Annotated in this window: 12 protein-coding genes and 1 tRNA gene; 8 read left to right on the top strand and 5 right to left on the bottom strand. The window is 54.3% G+C overall.

Annotated elements, in window-relative coordinates; translation table 11 throughout:
• The first annotated feature begins 107 nt into the window (after window positions 1-107).
• From A3850_RS15150 to A3850_RS15160, 3 genes are all read left to right on the top strand, one after another.
• Window positions 108-1,058: a PorP/SprF family type IX secretion system membrane protein gene (locus tag A3850_RS15150; protein ID WP_068218283.1), complete on the top strand. Its 951-nt coding sequence runs from the start codon at window positions 108-110 to the stop codon at window positions 1,056-1,058.
• 55 nt (window positions 1,059-1,113) lie between these two features.
• Window positions 1,114-7,023 carry a gliding motility-associated C-terminal domain-containing protein gene (locus tag A3850_RS15155; RefSeq protein WP_068218286.1) on the top strand — a complete coding sequence of 1,970 codons (5,910 nt, stop codon included), beginning with the start codon at window positions 1,114-1,116 and terminating at the stop codon, window positions 7,021-7,023.
• Between the two features lie 152 nt (window positions 7,024-7,175).
• A tRNA-Leu gene (locus A3850_RS15160) sits at window positions 7,176-7,261 on the top strand.
• 56 nt (window positions 7,262-7,317) lie between these two features.
• Here the strand turns inward: A3850_RS15160 and A3850_RS15165 are convergent.
• A complete protein-coding gene (locus A3850_RS15165) occupies window positions 7,318-7,539 on the bottom strand; it encodes a hypothetical protein (RefSeq protein WP_068218289.1) in 222 nt (73 codons plus the stop codon).
• Window positions 7,540-7,606: 67 nt separating this feature from the next.
• On the opposite strand from A3850_RS15165, the gene A3850_RS15170 reads away from it, so the two are divergent.
• The gene (locus A3850_RS15170) at window positions 7,607-9,241 is read left to right on the top strand and encodes an acyl-CoA carboxylase subunit beta (RefSeq protein WP_068218292.1); all 1,635 of its coding nucleotides are present in this window, start codon (window positions 7,607-7,609) and stop codon (window positions 9,239-9,241) included.
• 388 nt (window positions 9,242-9,629) lie between these two features.
• The gene (gene hemE / locus A3850_RS15180) at window positions 9,630-10,667 is read left to right on the top strand and encodes a uroporphyrinogen decarboxylase (protein ID WP_068218298.1); all 1,038 of its coding nucleotides are present in this window, start codon (window positions 9,630-9,632) and stop codon (window positions 10,665-10,667) included.
• Here the strand turns inward: hemE and A3850_RS15185 are convergent.
• Window positions 10,648-11,139 (bottom strand): GNAT family N-acetyltransferase, encoded by a 492-nt coding sequence (locus A3850_RS15185; protein ID WP_068218301.1) that lies wholly within the window; start codon window positions 11,137-11,139, stop codon window positions 10,648-10,650. The genes hemE and A3850_RS15185 overlap by 20 nt on opposite strands.
• A 280-nt stretch (window positions 11,140-11,419) precedes the next feature.
• Between A3850_RS15185 and A3850_RS15190 the strand changes: the two genes are divergently transcribed.
• Window positions 11,420-11,758, top strand: a complete 339-nt coding sequence (locus A3850_RS15190) for a hypothetical protein (RefSeq protein ID WP_068218304.1) — start codon at window positions 11,420-11,422, stop codon at window positions 11,756-11,758.
• A gap of 17 nt (window positions 11,759-11,775) precedes the next feature.
• On the opposite strand, the gene A3850_RS15195 is transcribed toward A3850_RS15190, so the two are convergent.
• Together A3850_RS15195 and A3850_RS15200 are read right to left on the bottom strand one after the other, a co-directional pair.
• A complete protein-coding gene (locus A3850_RS15195; RefSeq protein ID WP_068218307.1) occupies window positions 11,776-12,534 on the bottom strand; it encodes a PPK2 family polyphosphate kinase in 759 nt (252 codons plus the stop codon).
• A 134-nt stretch (window positions 12,535-12,668) separates the two neighbouring features.
• Window positions 12,669-14,621, bottom strand: coding sequence for a sodium:solute symporter (locus A3850_RS15200; protein ID WP_068218310.1), 1,953 nt, complete (start codon window positions 14,619-14,621; stop codon window positions 12,669-12,671).
• A gap of 248 nt (window positions 14,622-14,869) precedes the next feature.
• On the opposite strand from A3850_RS15200, the gene A3850_RS15205 reads away from it, so the two are divergent.
• Both A3850_RS15205 and A3850_RS15210 read left to right on the top strand, forming a co-directional pair.
• Window positions 14,870-15,289 carry a UPF0158 family protein gene (locus A3850_RS15205; protein ID WP_068218313.1) on the top strand — a complete coding sequence of 140 codons (420 nt, stop codon included), beginning with the start codon at window positions 14,870-14,872 and terminating at the stop codon, window positions 15,287-15,289.
• A gap of 6 nt (window positions 15,290-15,295) precedes the next feature.
• Window positions 15,296-16,192: a hypothetical protein gene (locus A3850_RS15210; RefSeq protein ID WP_068218316.1), complete on the top strand. Its 897-nt coding sequence runs from the start codon at window positions 15,296-15,298 to the stop codon at window positions 16,190-16,192.
• Here the strand turns inward: A3850_RS15210 and A3850_RS15215 are convergent.
• Entirely contained in the window at window positions 16,181-16,975 is a 795-nt protein-coding gene (locus A3850_RS15215) for an Fpg/Nei family DNA glycosylase (RefSeq protein ID WP_068218319.1), read from the bottom strand. The two genes, A3850_RS15210 and A3850_RS15215, sit on opposite strands and share 12 nt — an antisense overlap.
• Window positions 16,976-16,987 lie beyond the last annotated feature (12 nt).

Below are 16,987 nucleotides of genomic sequence, written 5' to 3' on the forward strand. Positions count from 1 at the left end.
TAGTTAGCAATTAACGCAGGGGCGGCTTCGTTAAAATGCGAGCCTGGTGAAAGCCATTTAGACCAGGGCAGCGCACTCACGAACCAGCTTGTTAGAACCCCCTGTGTATGAAGTATTTTCGACTAGTCTGCCTTGTCTGTGCCCTGGCCGGTTCCGGAAGTCTTTTCTCCCAGCAGCTCTCCCTTTTTACTCAGTACCGGGAAAATGCGACCATCATCAATCCAGCGGCGTTAGAGGCGGACTTCTTGACCTACGGTTACGATATGACCTTTGGCGCCAACTACCGCAAACAGTGGGCTGGCATTCAGAACTCTCCCACTACGCAAATCATTCGGGGCAGCTTCGTCAACCCCAGCAGGGCCACCGTCAATATTACGGCTGGTGGCTACCTGCTAAATGATCAGACCGGCCCTACGGGCTACACCGGCGCTTACGGACGTATTGGCACGGTCATCAGTCAGGACCCCGAGTACTACGGAATTAGTGTAGGCCTATCCGCTGGCTACGTTGGTTACCGCGTGAAGGCTAGTGAATTGGTGGTCCGCGACGCGGATGATTTCCTCATCGGCGCCGATCGCAGCCAGGGCCACCCCGACATCGGTCTTGGTGTTTATGGCTACAGTTACGTGAACGACTACAACCTCCTCTACGCCGGCCTGTCCATCCCTCAGGTATTTGGTTTTGACGTGACGTTTCAGGACGAGAATGGCGACTTCAGCGTCCAGCGTTTGCGCCATTACTACGCCATGGCGGGGTGGTATTGGTTCACCTCCGACGAGAGTTTTCTGGAGGTCAGCAGTTGGGTGAAGTACGTAGAAGGTGCCCCCCTTAACGCAGACCTAAGCCTACGGTACCAACTGCCCTCTGCACCCTACTTAGGGGCCGGCATCAGCACCGCCGGTAACTTCCACTTCGAGGCGGGTATTAACGTTGGGCAGAGCTACAACGCCCTCACCAATTTCCGGCTTGGGTATGGCTATGACTACTCCTTCTCTTCCTTTGGCCCTTCCGTTGGTGGGACGCACGAAATTCAACTAGCCGTTGCGTTAACCCGCTAGGCTGATTGAAACCGTCACTCCCCCGCTCTAATAATTGATTTTAAGCATCCATCGTATGCGCGCTATCTACTTCGTATTATTTCTCATCACTTCCCTGCAGGCATTTGGACAGAGCGACCCCTCGGTTACTTTTCAGGTGCCCGACGTGCAGGCGACCAGTGGTTCAACGGTTTGCCTTCCCATCACGGCCATCGATTTTTCCGGAGGGATAGAATTCAGTTTCGCCCTTCGCCACGAGCTGGATGGTGGGTTGACCTTCAACAGGGTACAAAACCTCAATCCAGATATCGGGGGTTTTGACATGGATGATTTTAACTTGACGGACTTCCTATTCGAAGGTGTCATTACAGTTTCCTGGCGCAGTTACGGTGATGATGTAGAGTGTGTCGATGCTCCTTTCGTGGTTACACTACCAGATGATGCCGTGCTATTCGAAGCCTGCTACGATGCAGTGGGTGACTTCGGATCCAACCACCCCGTAGAAATTTACGACAAACCCGACTCCGTCCCATTCGATGGTATGGACGATACAGTTCCAGTCGCTTTCAACAAGCGCCGCACCTGTAACTCCGGGCTTTTCGCAATCCCTGATCGCAAAAACGGTTCAGTTACTATTGGCGTTGCCCCACTCATCTTTGAGATCAATGGTCAGACCGGTAATTTTCAACCTGGGGATATCTTTTGTTTGGACATCGACGTGGTGTCTGGATTCGAGGACCTTACCAGCTATCAATTTGGTTTCCGCTGGGACGAGACCGTACTCCTTCCGCGGGATGTGACCATCGTAGCCGACCTGCCCCAAATTACCGTAGGTACCCACCGTTTTGATACGGACGCTACCTTTTTCGGAGTTTGGTCTCAGTTCACCCCTACCCCATCTCCCGAGTCCCTTGCACCGGGAAGTACCCTCCTCACGGTTTGTTATGATGTAGTGGGTGAGTGTACGGATCGGTCCGACATCGTCATGGAGGTACTCCCGCGCCCCACCGGTAGCCAAACTACGAATGAGGCGAATGGGGCAACGGAAGCCCAGAACGGTATCCCCATTATCGATACCCGTACGGACTTCGCCATCGATGCCTGTAACCCAAATGGGTTCGACGTCGTTATTGCCTGCCCCACGGAAAACCCTTCTTTCGGCGATACGGAAGTGTGTATTGAAGTACAGGCGGGTACTGACTTTATCGACATGGATAAGATGGATTACGCCATCTCCTGGAACCCAAACCTATTACGCTTTACCGGCGTCGGTGATCGGAATAGCTCATTGGTGATTAACCCTGCGGATGATTTTATCACCGACCAGACCGACATGGGCACCTTCTTTTTTGACTGGGATTCTCGTTTCCCCGCTGGTAATTCGCTGGATTCAGGAGAAATGGTCTTTACCCTGTGCTTCGATGCCATCGGTTTTGGTGGCACTAGCCCAATGACCGTCTCTGACTTCCGTAATGACATCGTTTCGGTAACTAACGGAGTCTTTAACGGAGTTGACCCCCGCAATTGTGCCATCACCATCGAGCGACCGGGTGGCGTTGCCGTCCGCTTTCCTGACGTTGGTCTACGCAGCTCTGAGGATCGGTGCTTCCCCATTGAGGTAGATGGCTTCGTCGGGGTGACCGACTTCACGTTGAACGTTGAAACCTTGCCGGCGCTCTTCGATTATGCTGATTGGATGACCAGCATCCCGGGCATCATCGCAGCTGAATTCTCACCGGGTATTGTTCAACTTACCTACAGCGGTGACGCACTGAATCTCGACGACGGAACAACCATCGGCGAAATTTGCTATCGGGCCAGGACGACTGCGGAGCCGGGAACGTGTGATTCTATCTCGCTGACCCGAACCGTGCTTCCGAGTGCCGTCGTCACGGAAGAAAGCGCTCCGCAATCCGTAGACATCACTGATTTTGCCGGAGAAACCTGCGTGCTTTTCCCAAATGGCTTTGGACTGAACGTTGCCGATGCAGAAGCCTTTTTGGACTCTACGCTCTGCGTACCCGTTTCCGTCTACCAGTTTGCTGACATTGAGACGGCGGAAATCGTATTTCGATTTGACCCCGCCCGTGTACGCTTCGACGAACTGGATCTATCCGAAACCACCTGGCCAGGTTTGAACGCCGCAAACTTTGATCTATCGCGCGTTGACATCGGCATCATCACGCTAAGTTTTGCAGCAAGCGGGCCGGGGGTAACTACGGACGGAGGCACCGAAGAAACGCAAGTGTTTGCCTTTTGCTTCGAAACGCTCAACCGGGATGGCTGCTTCGAACTTACCGCGGAACCCAATGCTACCCCGCCCACGCGGACGAGTGAGGGCCCCGGAAGCATCGTCATCAACACCGGCGAAGTGTGCATCCAAGACCGAATAATCATTACGAATGTGACCGCCATTCCCTCTACTTGTGGAAATGGCATGGACGGTCAAATCCTTTACGAAACGGCTCCACGTCCCGACAACGAACCCATCTTCATCCGCACCACTAACCCCGTCCGCATCGGTCGCAACGGCGTAGTCGGTGGGCTGCCCCCAGGCATGCAGGTGTTTACACTTTATACCCCGGGCAGTGACGTTCAAACGGTCGACTCCATCTTCATTCCCTTTGACGAGTCTTCTGCCGCGGTCGCTAATGCCGGACCAGACCGGTTCTTTAGCTGTAATGGTACCCAGGCCACTCAACTGTTGAGTACGAATAATGAGGGAGACACGTACCGCCTATTGTTCCTCAACGAGGATGAAACGCGCTTCATTGAAAATGGAGAGGTTCGAGCCGACGGGTCCATTACTCTTGTCGTCACTGAAATTGGCCAGTACATTCTTGAGGTAACCAATGAGTTCGGTTGTACCGCTCAGGATACCGTAGCCGTTGGCCCTGGCCCCGCCCCCGTGGCCGACGCCGGTCCGGATGTCCAAATCGACTGCGCCAACGACATGATCACGGTTACGGGTGGTAATTCAAGCGTCGGCCCGAACGTCACTTACCTGTGGGAACACGTAACCAATCAGGGTAACGTGATCGATACTACCTCCCGTAGAGTTGGGTTTACTACCGACCAACCCGGTAGGTACCGACTTACCGTCACCTTTGCTGACTTGCAGTGTACTAGTCGTGACAGCTTCAACATTTTTGATGAGGTAGCCATACCGGTTTCAACGCTGGTGGACGAAGTGCAGCTGGACTGTGATGGTACTGCGGCGGAACTCTCCGTCGGAGAATTCAACCCGGATTACCTCTATTCCTGGACGGAGCTCGAGGAGGGTTTCCCCGTCAGTTCCAACAATACCTATTTCGCCGACCGTCTGGGCGGTTACGTCGTAGAGATTCGCGATACGACGAACTCGTGTTCGCGTTTGGACACGGTATTCGTCGTCCCATCCGCTGGCATCCCCAGCATTATTCCTCCGGAATTTCTGACGGCGGGGTGTGGCGATACACCCATTCTGATTGAGCCGCTTTACCAGAATGTTGATAATAGCACGGTTTACGAATGGTCCACCATGGACGGTTCAATTTTCCCCGGCGACGTGAATGTGGCTAACCCTCGGGTACTGTCCCCCGGGTCTTACCGGGTCGTGGTGGCCAACACCTCTTGTACGGATACAGCCTTTGTCCTGGTAGGTGAAGCACTGGTCCCTGAAAACGTCCAGGCTGGTCCCGACGTGGCCGTAGGGTGTACGACGCCAGTCGATCTCAAAGGCTCCGCAATTGGTTTCGGCGGTGGCGTCCTCGTATTTAACTGGACGCGCAACGGTGTTGACGTACCGGGAGGTGATACGGAGCAAATCTCTGTTCTGCAACCCGGAGAGTACGTATTTACTGCTACCTATGACGATACGGGGTGTGAAGCTTCCGACACCGTTCAGGTACTAGAACCTAACGGCTTCCCCGAATACGAATTAGCCGACACCGTCGGCGGCCTGGGCTGCGCTCCTTCCTCGGTTGATCTTGAAGTCATGGTGGATGACGAAGAGTCCTATACCTACGTCTGGGCGGATCCGAACGGACAAGATATTAGTGCAGTCCGTACGGCAACGGCTACTCAGGCTGGGTTCTACACCGTTACCATCACGGATCCGGAAACTGGCTGTGAAGCTACTGATCAGGTTTTTGTCGATGACGATGGAGCTGTTCGCCCCGCCATCGCACTGACCCAAAACGGCACAGTAATTTCCTGTGACCGGTCAACGATCGTGCTCGACGCCAGTGAGACGGCCAACAACGGCAATTTTACGTACGCATGGGAGGCTATTGTTGATGGCACTGATGTTTCCGACGTTACCGGTCCGATCCTGGAGGTCACCGTTGCCGGTACCTACCGATTAACGGTCACCAACGAGGCGACGGGGTGTTCCGCTACGCAGGACGCCCTGATAACCGCCGATCGCGACTTACCCTCCGTCACCACCAACGAGAGTACGGCGCTTGATTGCGAACGTCGATCCACTGAGGTATCTATTAATATCCTGGACCAGCCCAACGATTACATCATCCGCTGGACGGACGCTTTCGGGACCAATTTGCCCCAGGATACCACGGCTATTGAGGTCGACCGCGGTGGCACTTACAACGCAACCGTTACCAATTTGGAAACCAGCTGCGTTAGCATCGTCAGTATCCGGGTAGCTGACTTTCAGGATAGTCTAGCGACGATCGTCATCGCCGAACCGGACAGCTTTGATTGCAACAATCCAGTCATCACGCTCGATGCCTCCGGCACGGTGTTGGCTCAGGATGGGAGTGAGCAATTTACGTGGGCGAGTCTGGACGGTAACACCATCGAACCTGCTACCGGGTCATTGATCGTAACCGTCACCGGGCCCGGTGATTATGTATTTACCGTCGAAGACAACGCTGGATGTTCCGTAGCGGATACTATTACTGTTGCGGCTGCGGCCAACACGCCCTTTGCGGATGCTGGCACAGACTTCGAGATCAGTTGTGGAGATATGCCCCAACTGGATGGCAGCGCTTCTTCTCCCCCACCCGGTGGCTCCGTGATTTATGAATGGACGGCAGTAGCTGGAGGTGAAATAATCAGCGGAGCCGACGGAGCGATGCCCTTCGTTTCTGGGATTGGTGCCTACGTGTTGGTGGTCACCAATACCGTTAATAATTGCGCCGATAGTTCAATCGTAATCGTCAGCATTAACGAAATGGAGCGGGCCGTACTTCCCGACGACTTTACGATTTGTGGTGACACCGCAACCGTGGTCGCCAATCTTCCCCCTGGAACGACGGGAGTTTGGACGTCCTTCGAAGATGCTGGGGCTGTTTTCAGTACGGAAGGTAATACGGCCAGTGTTACGGCCATCGGCGACGGCATCTCACTAGTATGGACTTTGTCGCAGGATGGCTGCCCTAACTACAGCTCGGACACCATCCGGATCGATCCGGAACTAACGCCGGAGCCGGCAGATGATGAACTATTCCTGAGTGGACTGAATACAACCGGAACGATCAACTTACTCGACAACGACCTCATTTCCAGCATGGTCACGGTCGAATTACTGACGGATCCTGGATTCGGAGAGGTCACCTCCTTTGAAAATGGCGAACTGAGCTTCCGGGCGCCCGTCGGTCTTACCGAAACCACTACGATTGATTACGAAGTTTGCAGTACCGTTTGTCCTGAACTTTGCGCCACCGCGACCCTGACCATCAACAGCGATGCAGCCGGTGAGGACCCTCAGGTCTACAACGCCATCACGCCTAATGGTGACGGCAAGAATGACGTTTTCGTCTTCGAATTACTCGAGCGTGGCGCCAGCGATTTCCCCACCCGCGAGTTCATTGTCTTCAACCGCTGGGGCGATATCGTTTTTGAAGCAGAGCCGTACAACAATGACTGGGGCGGCACTGGCTCATCCGGAGACCCGCTGCCGGAGGGCACTTATTACTACATTCTCCGTCTCGACATTGGGGAGGGCGATATTATTCGGGGAGACGTTACTATTATTCGGTAAGTCCCTATGCGCTGCCGCAGGTGCGGAGTTTTTGGGTAGATCCAGGATTTACCCAATTACTAAGTACCTGCGTCAGCGCCCCTCTGGAAAACTTTTAATTGAAGGAGAGACGTAGGTAAAGTGGCGGAAAACTTTACCTTTGCGCCGTACCCGCCCGGATGGCGGAATTGGTAGACGCGCCAGACTTAAAATCTGGTTTCCAGTACTGGAAGTACGGGTTCGACCCCCGTTCCGGGTACGATTCCTTCAGGGTAGCACGCGGCTCCGTCACTCAGTGGCGGGGCCGTTGTTGCTTTACAGCTCGGTGAAATGAGCAAAGATGTTGAGCGCCATGATGGCGGCCAAGGCCAGGCCCAATAGCCGCATCCAGGTACTGTTTTCGTCGCGAAAGGCCCGGGCGCGCTGGCCGACTTCGGAATCGCTCAATTTCACGATGCCCCGGGCGAAGAGGTAGAGGTAAAGGCCTGAGGCAAACAGGACAACCTCGATGATCAGGCCAACTAAGGAAGCACTCATAAGTAGTCAGTTTCTTAGCGCTAATGTCGTACTTTTCGGCTACTGCCTAACCTCAGCCCAACCGATCATGACCAAACAAGAAAAAGCCGCCGCCGAACATGCTGACCACATGTTGTTGATGGTGAGCCGCCTCAACCACCGGCTCGATAAAATCCACCTCGGAGGTGGCAAACGCCGCATCGCAAAACAACACGAGCGCGGCAAAATGACCGCCCGCGAACGCGTCGCCGCCCTCATAGACGAGGGAACGGACTTCCTGGAGTTCGGCGCCTTCGCCGGCTACGAAATGTACGAAGAGCACGGTGGCTGCCCCGCTGCCGGTGTAATTACCGGCTACGGCCGCGTACACGGGCGGCTGTGTGTAATCGTTGCCAATGACGCGACCGTTAAGGCTGGCGCATGGTTTCCCATTACTGGCAAAAAGAACCTCCGCGCGCAAGAAATTGCCATGGAGAATCGCGTCCCCATTATCTACCTGGTAGACAGTGCCGGCGTGTACCTCCCCCTGCAAGACGAGATCTTCCCGGATAAGGATCATTTTGGGCGCATCTTCAGAAACAATGCTCAGATGAGCGCGATGGGCGTGCCCCAGATTGCCGCCGTGATGGGCAGTTGTGTGGCCGGTGGCGCCTACCTCCCGATCATGTCCGACGAAAGCCTGATCGTGGAAGGAACCGGCAGTATTTTCTTGGCCGGGCCCTACCTCGTGCGTGCCGCCATCGGTGAAAAAGCGGATAAGGAAGACCTTGGGGGCGCCGACATGCACGCTTCCGTAAGCGGGGTGATTGACTACAAATGCGTCGATGATACCGACTGCCTGTTGAAGATTCGGGACCTCGTTGGCAGAATGCCCAACTCACCCGTCACCCCCTTCAATCGCATCGCACCCGCGGCAGCGCCCGGTGGTGAAGACGGCATCCTCGGGGTACTTCCCGAAGACCGTGCCAAACCCTACAGCGGCCGCGAACTCATCGCTCAGCTGGTTGACGGCGGCGAGTTTACTGAGTTCAAAGAAGAGTACGGGCAGACGCTGCTCTGTGGCTACGCGCGAATTGATGGGTGGAGTGTTGGTATTGTCTCCAACAACCGCGAGGTCGTGAAGAGTGGTAAGGGCGAGATGCAATTTGGCGGCGTGATTTACTCTGACTCCGCCGACAAGGCCGCGCGCTTCATCATGATCTGCAACCAGAAGAAGATTCCGCTGGTGTTTTTGCACGACGTCTCCGGATTCATGGTAGGCAGCCGTTCCGAACAGGGCGGCATCATCAAGGACGGCGCAAAGATGGTCAACGCCATGGCCAACAGCGTCGTGCCTAAGTTCAGCATCGTGTGTGGCAACAGCTACGGTGCCGGCAATTACGCGATGTGTGGGCGTGCCTACGACCCCAGGTTGATGCTATCGTGGCCCACCGCCCGCCTGGCCGTGATGGGTGGTGCCCAGGCAGCCAAAGTATTGCTACAAATACAGATCAGCAGCCAGAAGGCAAAGGGAGAAGTCGTCTCAAAAATGGACGAGGAGGCCCTACTAAAAAAGATCACGGACCGCTACGACAAACAAACCAGCCCTTACTACGCTGCCGCCCGCTTATGGGTGGACGAGATCATTGACCCCAGAACCACGAGAGACTGGATCTCGGCGGGGATCGAAGCGGCCGGCTACGCACCGGTGAGTGAGTTTAAGATGGGGGTGTTGCAGACTTAGGAGAAGAGATTCCGGAAGAAGGAAAAATAGAGTAGAGTGGTAAACCAACCGAGTAGTAGCACCATGAGACTATAAGCTATCAGCCACGCCCAGAGCCTTATGGACGATGAGGGCTGATTGGTAGGGGCATTTAGCAAATGCTGGTCGATGGTTTGTTCACCAGACTTTCTTCCATAGTAATCCCTGAGTTGTAGACATGTATATCTCCATACGTAGGTCGCCGCAAAGAAGAACGGCGTCAGGATAATTGCAATGATGAGTCTAAACCAATACACTGCTACAAGGTAATTGCATTTACTCAAAGGTCTCTAGTTCAGTTTTGTAACAATTCCATCAACAAACCACTCACCCTACCCGGTGACCAAACTCGAACCCTACCTTCGCCCCCGTGAAAAAATCTAGCTACGACAACGACCTCTTCCTTCGTGCCGCCCGCGGTGAAAAAACCGAACGCCCGCCCGTTTGGCTGATGCGCCAGGCCGGGAGAATTCTCCCGCAATACCGTGCCCTACGCGCCAGCCTGAGCGGGTTCATCGAACTGGTGACCTCCCCCGACCTCGCCGCGGAGGTGACCGTGCAGCCCGTTGACGAATTGGGCGTCGATGCCGCCATCATCTTCAGTGATATCCTGGTGATTCCGGAAGCGCTGGGCTTACCCTACAATATGGTAGAGAAGGTAGGACCGCGGTTCCCCGAGGTCATCAAGTCGAAAGCGGACTTCGCTAAGCTGCGGCCCGCGGAGGCTGCCCCCGATCACTTAGGCTATGTTTACGATGCGCTGGACGCCACGAAAATGCTGCTGAACAACCGCGTCCCCCTAATTGGTTTTGCCGGCGCCCCGTGGACGATCTTCGCCTACATGGTAGAAGGAGGTGGGTCGAAAACCTTCAGTAAAGCCCGCGCTATGTTGTACCGGGAGCCGGAGCTTAGCCATTTGCTAATGGAAAAGATCGCCCGCGCTACTGCTGCTTACCTGAAAGGGAAGATCAAGCACGGCGCGGACCTCATCCAACTATTCGATAGCTGGGCCGGCGTGTTGCCACCGGCGCACTACGAAGAATTTAGCCTCCGCTACTTGCGCTTGATTATCGACGAACTGGGTGGAGTAGTACCCGTAACCGTATTCGCTAAGGATGCGCGCCACGCCATTCCGGGGATTGGCCAACTGAACTGCGACGTGATTCAACTAGACTGGATTGCCGACCCCGCCGTAGCCCGCCAACAAGCGCCGGGCAAAGTACTTCAGGGTAACCTGGACCCAGTTCAACTCTACGCGCCCCTAGCGGAAGTGGAAACGGCCACGCTCGCCATGCTCGAACGCTTCGGGCCTCACCACATCGCCAATCTTGGCCACGGAGTTTACCCGGATACGCCTCTAGACGGCGTAAAAACCTTCGTTAATACCGTCAAGAGTTTCCGGTACTGATTGGGCTCGGCGTAAGCTCAAGCTCCCAACGCTGTAGACCGTAGTTGTTGGTGGGGAGCACCTGGACGAATTCGTGTGCCTGCAGCACACGGACTGAAGCCGTGTTTTCAGCGCTCACGTGGGCAAACACCCTTATTGACTGCTTGAGCTCTTCAGACATGCTGCGCAAAGCAAGCCCCACCCCTTTGGTAGCGAGCCCATTTCGCCGCCACGTTGGTTGAATACCATAGGCTACCTCGTATTCCAGCTTACGGACTCGAGTCATCAAGATGGTTCCTACTAACGCACCCGTCGCTGGCAATTGAACAAGGAATAACCGGTCTACTTCCGCCGGAAAACCCGTGCGCTTCCAGCGCGTCAGAAGGTCTTCATTTTGCCAGACCGGAAACGCAAAATCCTCCCCTAAAAGGGCTTCACGACGGGCGTAACGAACAGTGTTTGCACGGCCAAGCAAAACAATTTGTGGACGCATGAAAATTTATTTTCGATTCCTGTGAACATCCCCGCACAAAAGTGATTACCCAGGCAGCAGGAATGCAGACAACCACGCTTTGTTTAGGGCTAATAAACCCATACGGTTGCGATCAGGCTCGGTGCTTGTCGTTGTTTTCACTTCTGCTTGGACACCAGCAAGTTGTCTTGCGAGTGCGTGTTGTTACGTATTCAAGGCACGGTGATTGTTCGCCAAATTATTCAATAGCCTACCTGGATACGTTAGTGCGTTGTTTAGGCAGGCTTTAGGTCAGCTTTAAATGAAACCAAGAGATACCCGGTGGGACGAGGTAGATGACACCTCGGAATCTCCGTACCTACCCAAAATTGAAGCCGAAAACTTCGTGAGTGATCAGGCCATGTCCGAATACGTCAACCGACTGTACCGGGAAGGCGTATCTAGTCAGATTCTCGAAATGTGTGAGGAGCGGCGTGATATCAATAAGATCGTTTTTAAGGTACCCGGGATACGCCAGGTAGGTAAGCAGCTTGTCGTACCGATTGTAGCAGAGCGGATGGTATTAGTCAAACGGACAGTACTGCTTGAAGAGATCGTCCTCACTCCGCTAATGGCGGACGATGAAGATGACGATTGTTAAATGCCCAACTAGGTGTGCTACTCCCACTTCCTTTCCGTATCCAACTCCGGCCATTGCATGTCTAGCCCCTCCAGGGCTTCTACGATGATGTCCGTCATCAGGTAGTCCCGGTACCAGCGCGAGTCAACGGGGATAATGTGCCAGGGTATCTCGCTACGGTTCAACACGTCGTTGTACGCTGCGCGGTATTTATCCCAGTGTTCTCGTTCTTCCCAGTCACCGTCGTTGTGCTTGTAGTACTTCTCCGGTTCCTGCAGCCGTTCCGTCAATTCTTCTACCTGCTGTTCCTTGCTGAGGTGGAGGTAAAATTTTAGAATCAGGGTGTTATTATCGTAAGCGAGCAGCTTCTCAAAGGCATTGATGGAGGCGATGCGCTTATCCACTTTTTCCTCGTCGATCCAACCGTGTACACGCTGGATCAGTACGTCTTCGTAGTGGCTGCGGTTGAAGATCACCATCTCCCCTTTTGCAGGCGCCTGCTTGTGGATGCGCCAGAGAAAGTCGTGGGCAAACTCTTCGTCGGTCGGTTTCTTCCAGCCTACCGCCCGCAAACCAAATGGTGCACAGGCACCAAATACATTTCGCATTGCGCCATCCTTGCCACTCGCGTCCATCCCCTGAAGAATGATGAGCACGCTGTGCTTCCCTTCGGCCACCAATTTCTGGTGCAACTCCGCAATCCGCTCGGCCCGCTTGCTGGATTGCTTCCGGGCGGATTTCTTATCGAGGTCTTCCGGTGGCCGGGTAGAGATTGTATTGAGATCAATGGTAGCCATGAGTATTAATTTATGGAGTGATCAGGAGGGCGCTGTCGCGGGTGCGATGTTGGATAGGCAAACAATTAGGACCTACTTACTTAGCTAACTATTGAGCGGATAACAAAGTCCACCGGTTCAGTAACTCGGGACGCTTACCAAAAGTAACCGACCAAAATGAAGGTGATGATCAGCAGAAGTACCGCCTGGTACCGGTAATTCTTGTACCAGGGCAAATCCTTCAACTCTTCCGTTTCCTCCGCGATCAAATCGGACGTCCACGTATAATTGGCAATCTTCTCCGGAGCCGGAGGTGCCGTCATGAGGCTGACGCCGTAGTTAACGATCATGCACGACAGGAAGAGGTAGAACGTACGGTGCAAGAAGTGCATCTCCATGAAGAAGGAGTCACTCCCAGAGAATTGTAGGTACAGGTAGATCAGCGTAAGCACCGCCCCGAATATTAAGCTCGCGAAGGCACCCTGGCCGTTGACCCGGCGTGAGAACAATCCTAAAATGAAGGCCGCCGCAATCGGCGGAGCGATGAAACTTAGGATGATCTGCAGGTACTCAAACAATGAGTCAAACTTCTCAATCTGAGGGGCCCAAAGGCAGGCGAGTACCACCAGCACTAAAGTGGAGATCTGACCGGTCCGCACCAACTGCTTGCTAGTCAGGTCTGGCTTGATCTTCTGGGCAAAGTCCATCGTGATCAACGTCGAGGCGGAGTTGAAGGTGGCGCTCACGGAAGACATCATAGCCGCCAGGAGACCTGCCAGAACTAGTCCTAGGATACCCGTAGGTAGCATCTGGAACATCAGCATGGGGTAGGTCGCGTTGGGGCAATCGATCAGGTTTTCACAGAGCTTTCCGTTGGGAAATTTGTATCCCATTTCCGCGAAGTTGAACCCGTCCGGCAACAAACTTTGCTGCTGGAGATAGACAATCGCCGCGGTGCCCGGCAGGACCATGATAAAGAGCACCGGTAGTTTCAGCAGGCCAGCGAAGAGGGCACCCCAGCGCCCGTGGTTGATGTCCTTAGCTCCCAAAACCCGCTGTACCATGAACTGATTATTGGCCCAGAAGTAAAAACCAAGAATAGGTGCGCCCAGCAGCAGACCGGTCCACGGCATGAAGCCATCTCCCCCGCTACCGAGGAAGAACTCCCGCCAGGTATCACCCGTAGGCCGGACGAGGCTAAGTACCTCATCCGCCGAGGAAGGCTGGTACACTGCATCCGAGTAGATTCGCTCCGTGATGGGCACGGAACTCAGGTTGAATTGCTTTGGATCAAAGGCATCCAGTGGGTATACGCCGTAGGAGACACCATTGATTATCTCTTGGCGGATACCCGTCGCATCAAACTCCGGGGAGATGATACTGCCCAGCGAACTACCCGGGCCGGAAAGCACCTCCGCAACGCCGTTAGGATTCGGTAAGGTACCGGCCGCCCCCATCTGATTCAGGCCAGCGATCATCTCATCCCAGCCCCCAATACTTTGGAAGGTAAAGTAGGTGATCATACAGCTACCAATGACCAGCAGAATAGCCTGAATGACCTCCGTTTGAATGACCGAGTTCAGACCACCGGGAACGGTATAGGCTGCCGCCGCAAGGGCCAGAATACCGACGACAGCAACGGTGGACAAGTCCGGGAACAACAATTTCAGGATAACCGTCCCCACGAACAGACCCGCCGCCGTGTCAATCAGTACGTTACCGACAATGGTAATAAAACTGAAGTAGTAGCGGGACCGCACGTCATAGCGCCGCTCCAGGAATTCCGGCATGGTATACACCTGCGACTTCAGATAGAACGGCAAAAAGAAGATGGCAAAGAAGACCAGGACGACCGAAGCCAACCACTCGTAGTTAAAAACTTGTGTATTCGTTTTGTAAGCATCCCCCGCCAATCCGACCAGCGTTGAACTTGAGATATTGGCCGCAAACAAGGAGATACCAACGATGGGCCAGGTCATGTTCCGGCCGGCCAGGAAGTACTCCTCCGATGAGGCTGCTTTTGCACTGTATAATCCGTAACCAATAATGAAGATGGCGTAGACGGCCATAACGATGTAATCCCAGTGGGATAACGCAAATGCATCCATTTCAATAAAACGTTTATGCTGATCGAATAACTGCCGTAAGTATACGACGCTTTCGGGTGTACCTACACCATTCTCCGGTACTTAATCCGATCAGTTTGGGCGACAAATACGCTTCGCTTTTGGCAAACACTTAGGCCACGCACATTTCCCCGGCCACCGTGTTGTGCGTAGAGTAAATCAACCCCATCTTTGCGGCCCGACCCACAACACCCGGTTGCTTACACGAAAAGCAACCTCCAAGCAAGATTATGATCCAGCTGAACGACCTAGACCTCAACGAAGCCGCCACCGCCATTCGCCGCGGGATGGATGTTTACGTCCACCGCGAACACGGAAGAATGTTGGTAGCCGATGATCCGGAACGGAACGTTCGCGCCGACCCGGAAGTCTTCGAAGCCATCATGCAGGACGTCAATTCTGACCCCGACGCCTACGTACACATCGAAAGAATGGAAGCGGCTAAAGCACTCGAGATCATGTCGCGCTTTACGGACCGCGTCCGGAGTCAGGAATTGTGGCAAGCACTAACCTACGCCCTGAAGCGCCCCCGCCCCTTCCAAACCTTCAAGGCTGAGCTGAGCAAGTTCCCCAAGAACTACGACAAATGGCGCGAGTTCCGCCAGGTCGAGTACCGGAAGTACGTCACCAGTAAGCTAGCGACGGACTAAGGCGCCGTGGCCCACCTACAAACAAAGCTCATCCGCAGGGGCAAACTGGACGATGGCCGTTGGAATGCCGCTATCGAAAACGACGTTAGCCGACTACCCTACGGATACACCTGGTGGCTGGATGCCGTCATGGGCGAAAACTGGGAGGCGCTCGTTTACGGCGACTACCGAGCCGTTCTTCCTCTACCCTACTCCCGAAGTCTGCTTGGCCTCAAGCAAATTTCCCGCCCCGCCTTCACGCAGCAGATCGGCCCCTGGGGAGAGCTGACCGAAGCATCCGTAGGTTCATTACTCAACGCCATCCCCAAAAAGGTGCTGAAGCTGGACGTAGGCCTCAGCGAAGCGGTAAAAGCTGCTCACGTCCCCTCCCACTTTGCGGTAAAGGAGCGCACCAACCAAATCGTCGACATGGATAAGGATTACACGGATATCCACGCGCATTACGGGCGCACCCTGCGAAAAATCCTACGCAGGTACGAGGGAAGTACCATTCAGCGAATCGGCAAGGAAAAAATCATTGACGTCTACCAAAAACATTTGGCGGAGAAGGCCGGGCTCAACGATCAGCACTTCGTGATCATGCACCGGCTGATGACGGCCTACGAAAGAGAAGCGGGGCCGCGCTTTTTTGGTCTGCACGCTCCCGACGATGGCCTGCAGGCCCTGGGCTTTTTCCCGGACCACCGCGGGCGGGTCATTAATTTGTTCGCCGCCTCTACCGAAGCCGGTTACGATCACGATGGCATGGCCAGGCTGCTGGATGGTATCATTCGCCGCGAGGTAGGCCCAGATAAACTACTGGACTTCGAAGGGTCGGACATCGAAGGCATCGCCAAATTCTTTAATCGTTTCCGGCCCCACCGCAGCCCTTACTTACAAGTTTCGCGGCAGCTACTTCCGTAGTTTTTGCCGCCCCTCTACGAAGTAGGTCGTCCGTCCGGCTACTTTGATGATCTTCACTTCTCCTCCGGTTTCGGGGTCTAGTTGCCCTTCCTTGCGCCAAGTGTGCCAGAACCAATTCTCCGGATAATCGTGGTAATAGGGAGCGTTTTCCGTGGCGTACCGCATGACGTCAAGAATCTGTTGGTAAATGGCCAATTTGTTCTTTTTGGTGAGCTTATCCACCTTTTGGCCCGGGTGGAGCTTGCAGCGATAGCAAATCTCATCCACGTACAAATTTCCCAGCCCGGCGACTACGGATTGGTTGAGCAAGAAGCCCTTAAGCGTGGTTTTCCGGCCGGAGATTTGATCCAGGAAATACTGTTCCTCCAGATCAAGGGCATCGGGGCCAAGTTTTACTTCGCGGATATATTCATCCCTGTCCTTCAAAAACAGGATACGGGCAAACTTGCGCGGGTCATCAAAACCAAGAATATTTCCGTCCGTAAAGTGGAAGGCAAAGCGTTCGAAGCGGCCACGGTCCGCCTCCTCCTGATAAAGGTTGAGGTCACCCGTCATCCCAAAATGTAGGAGGATGGCTTCCCCGCTGGTGAGGTTAGCAAAAAGGTACTTCCCTCTACGCAGGCTGTCCTTAATCGTCTTCCCGGCGCAAGCGTCCGCGAAGGCTTGCCCGGGCATGTTCCGGATGATCTTATCGTCGTGTACCACCACTTCGCGGATCGTTTGGCCGGTAGCTGCCGCATCAAAATATTGCTTGAAATTGTGGACCTCGGGTAATTCTGGCATACTGAGCAGTTT

Origin of the sequence: Lewinella sp. 4G2 (assembly GCF_001625015.1) — a bacterium.
Taxonomy (GTDB): Bacteria; Bacteroidota; Bacteroidia; order Chitinophagales; family Saprospiraceae; genus Neolewinella.

What these genes read in the sequence shown, in the direction of transcription:
- A3850_RS15150 (WP_068218283.1), top strand. Translation starts at nt 108, where the DNA reads ATGAAGTATTTTCGACTAGTCTGCCTTGTCTGTGCCCTGGCCGGTTCC.
- A3850_RS15155 (WP_068218286.1), top strand. Translation starts at nt 1,114, where the DNA reads ATGCGCGCTATCTACTTCGTATTATTTCTCATCACTTCCCTGCAGGCA.
- A3850_RS15165 (WP_068218289.1), bottom strand. Translation starts at nt 7,539, where the DNA reads ATGAGTGCTTCCTTAGTTGGCCTGATCATCGAGGTTGTCCTGTTTGCC.
- A3850_RS15170 (WP_068218292.1), top strand. Translation starts at nt 7,607, where the DNA reads ATGACCAAACAAGAAAAAGCCGCCGCCGAACATGCTGACCACATGTTG.
- A3850_RS15185 (WP_068218301.1), bottom strand. Translation starts at nt 11,139, where the DNA reads ATGCGTCCACAAATTGTTTTGCTTGGCCGTGCAAACACTGTTCGTTAC.
- A3850_RS15190 (WP_068218304.1), top strand. Translation starts at nt 11,420, where the DNA reads ATGAAACCAAGAGATACCCGGTGGGACGAGGTAGATGACACCTCGGAA.
- A3850_RS15195 (WP_068218307.1), bottom strand. Translation starts at nt 12,534, where the DNA reads ATGGCTACCATTGATCTCAATACAATCTCTACCCGGCCACCGGAAGAC.
- A3850_RS15200 (WP_068218310.1), bottom strand. Translation starts at nt 14,621, where the DNA reads ATGGATGCATTTGCGTTATCCCACTGGGATTACATCGTTATGGCCGTC.
- A3850_RS15205 (WP_068218313.1), top strand. Translation starts at nt 14,870, where the DNA reads ATGATCCAGCTGAACGACCTAGACCTCAACGAAGCCGCCACCGCCATT.
- A3850_RS15215 (WP_068218319.1), bottom strand. Translation starts at nt 16,975, where the DNA reads ATGCCAGAATTACCCGAGGTCCACAATTTCAAGCAATATTTTGATGCG.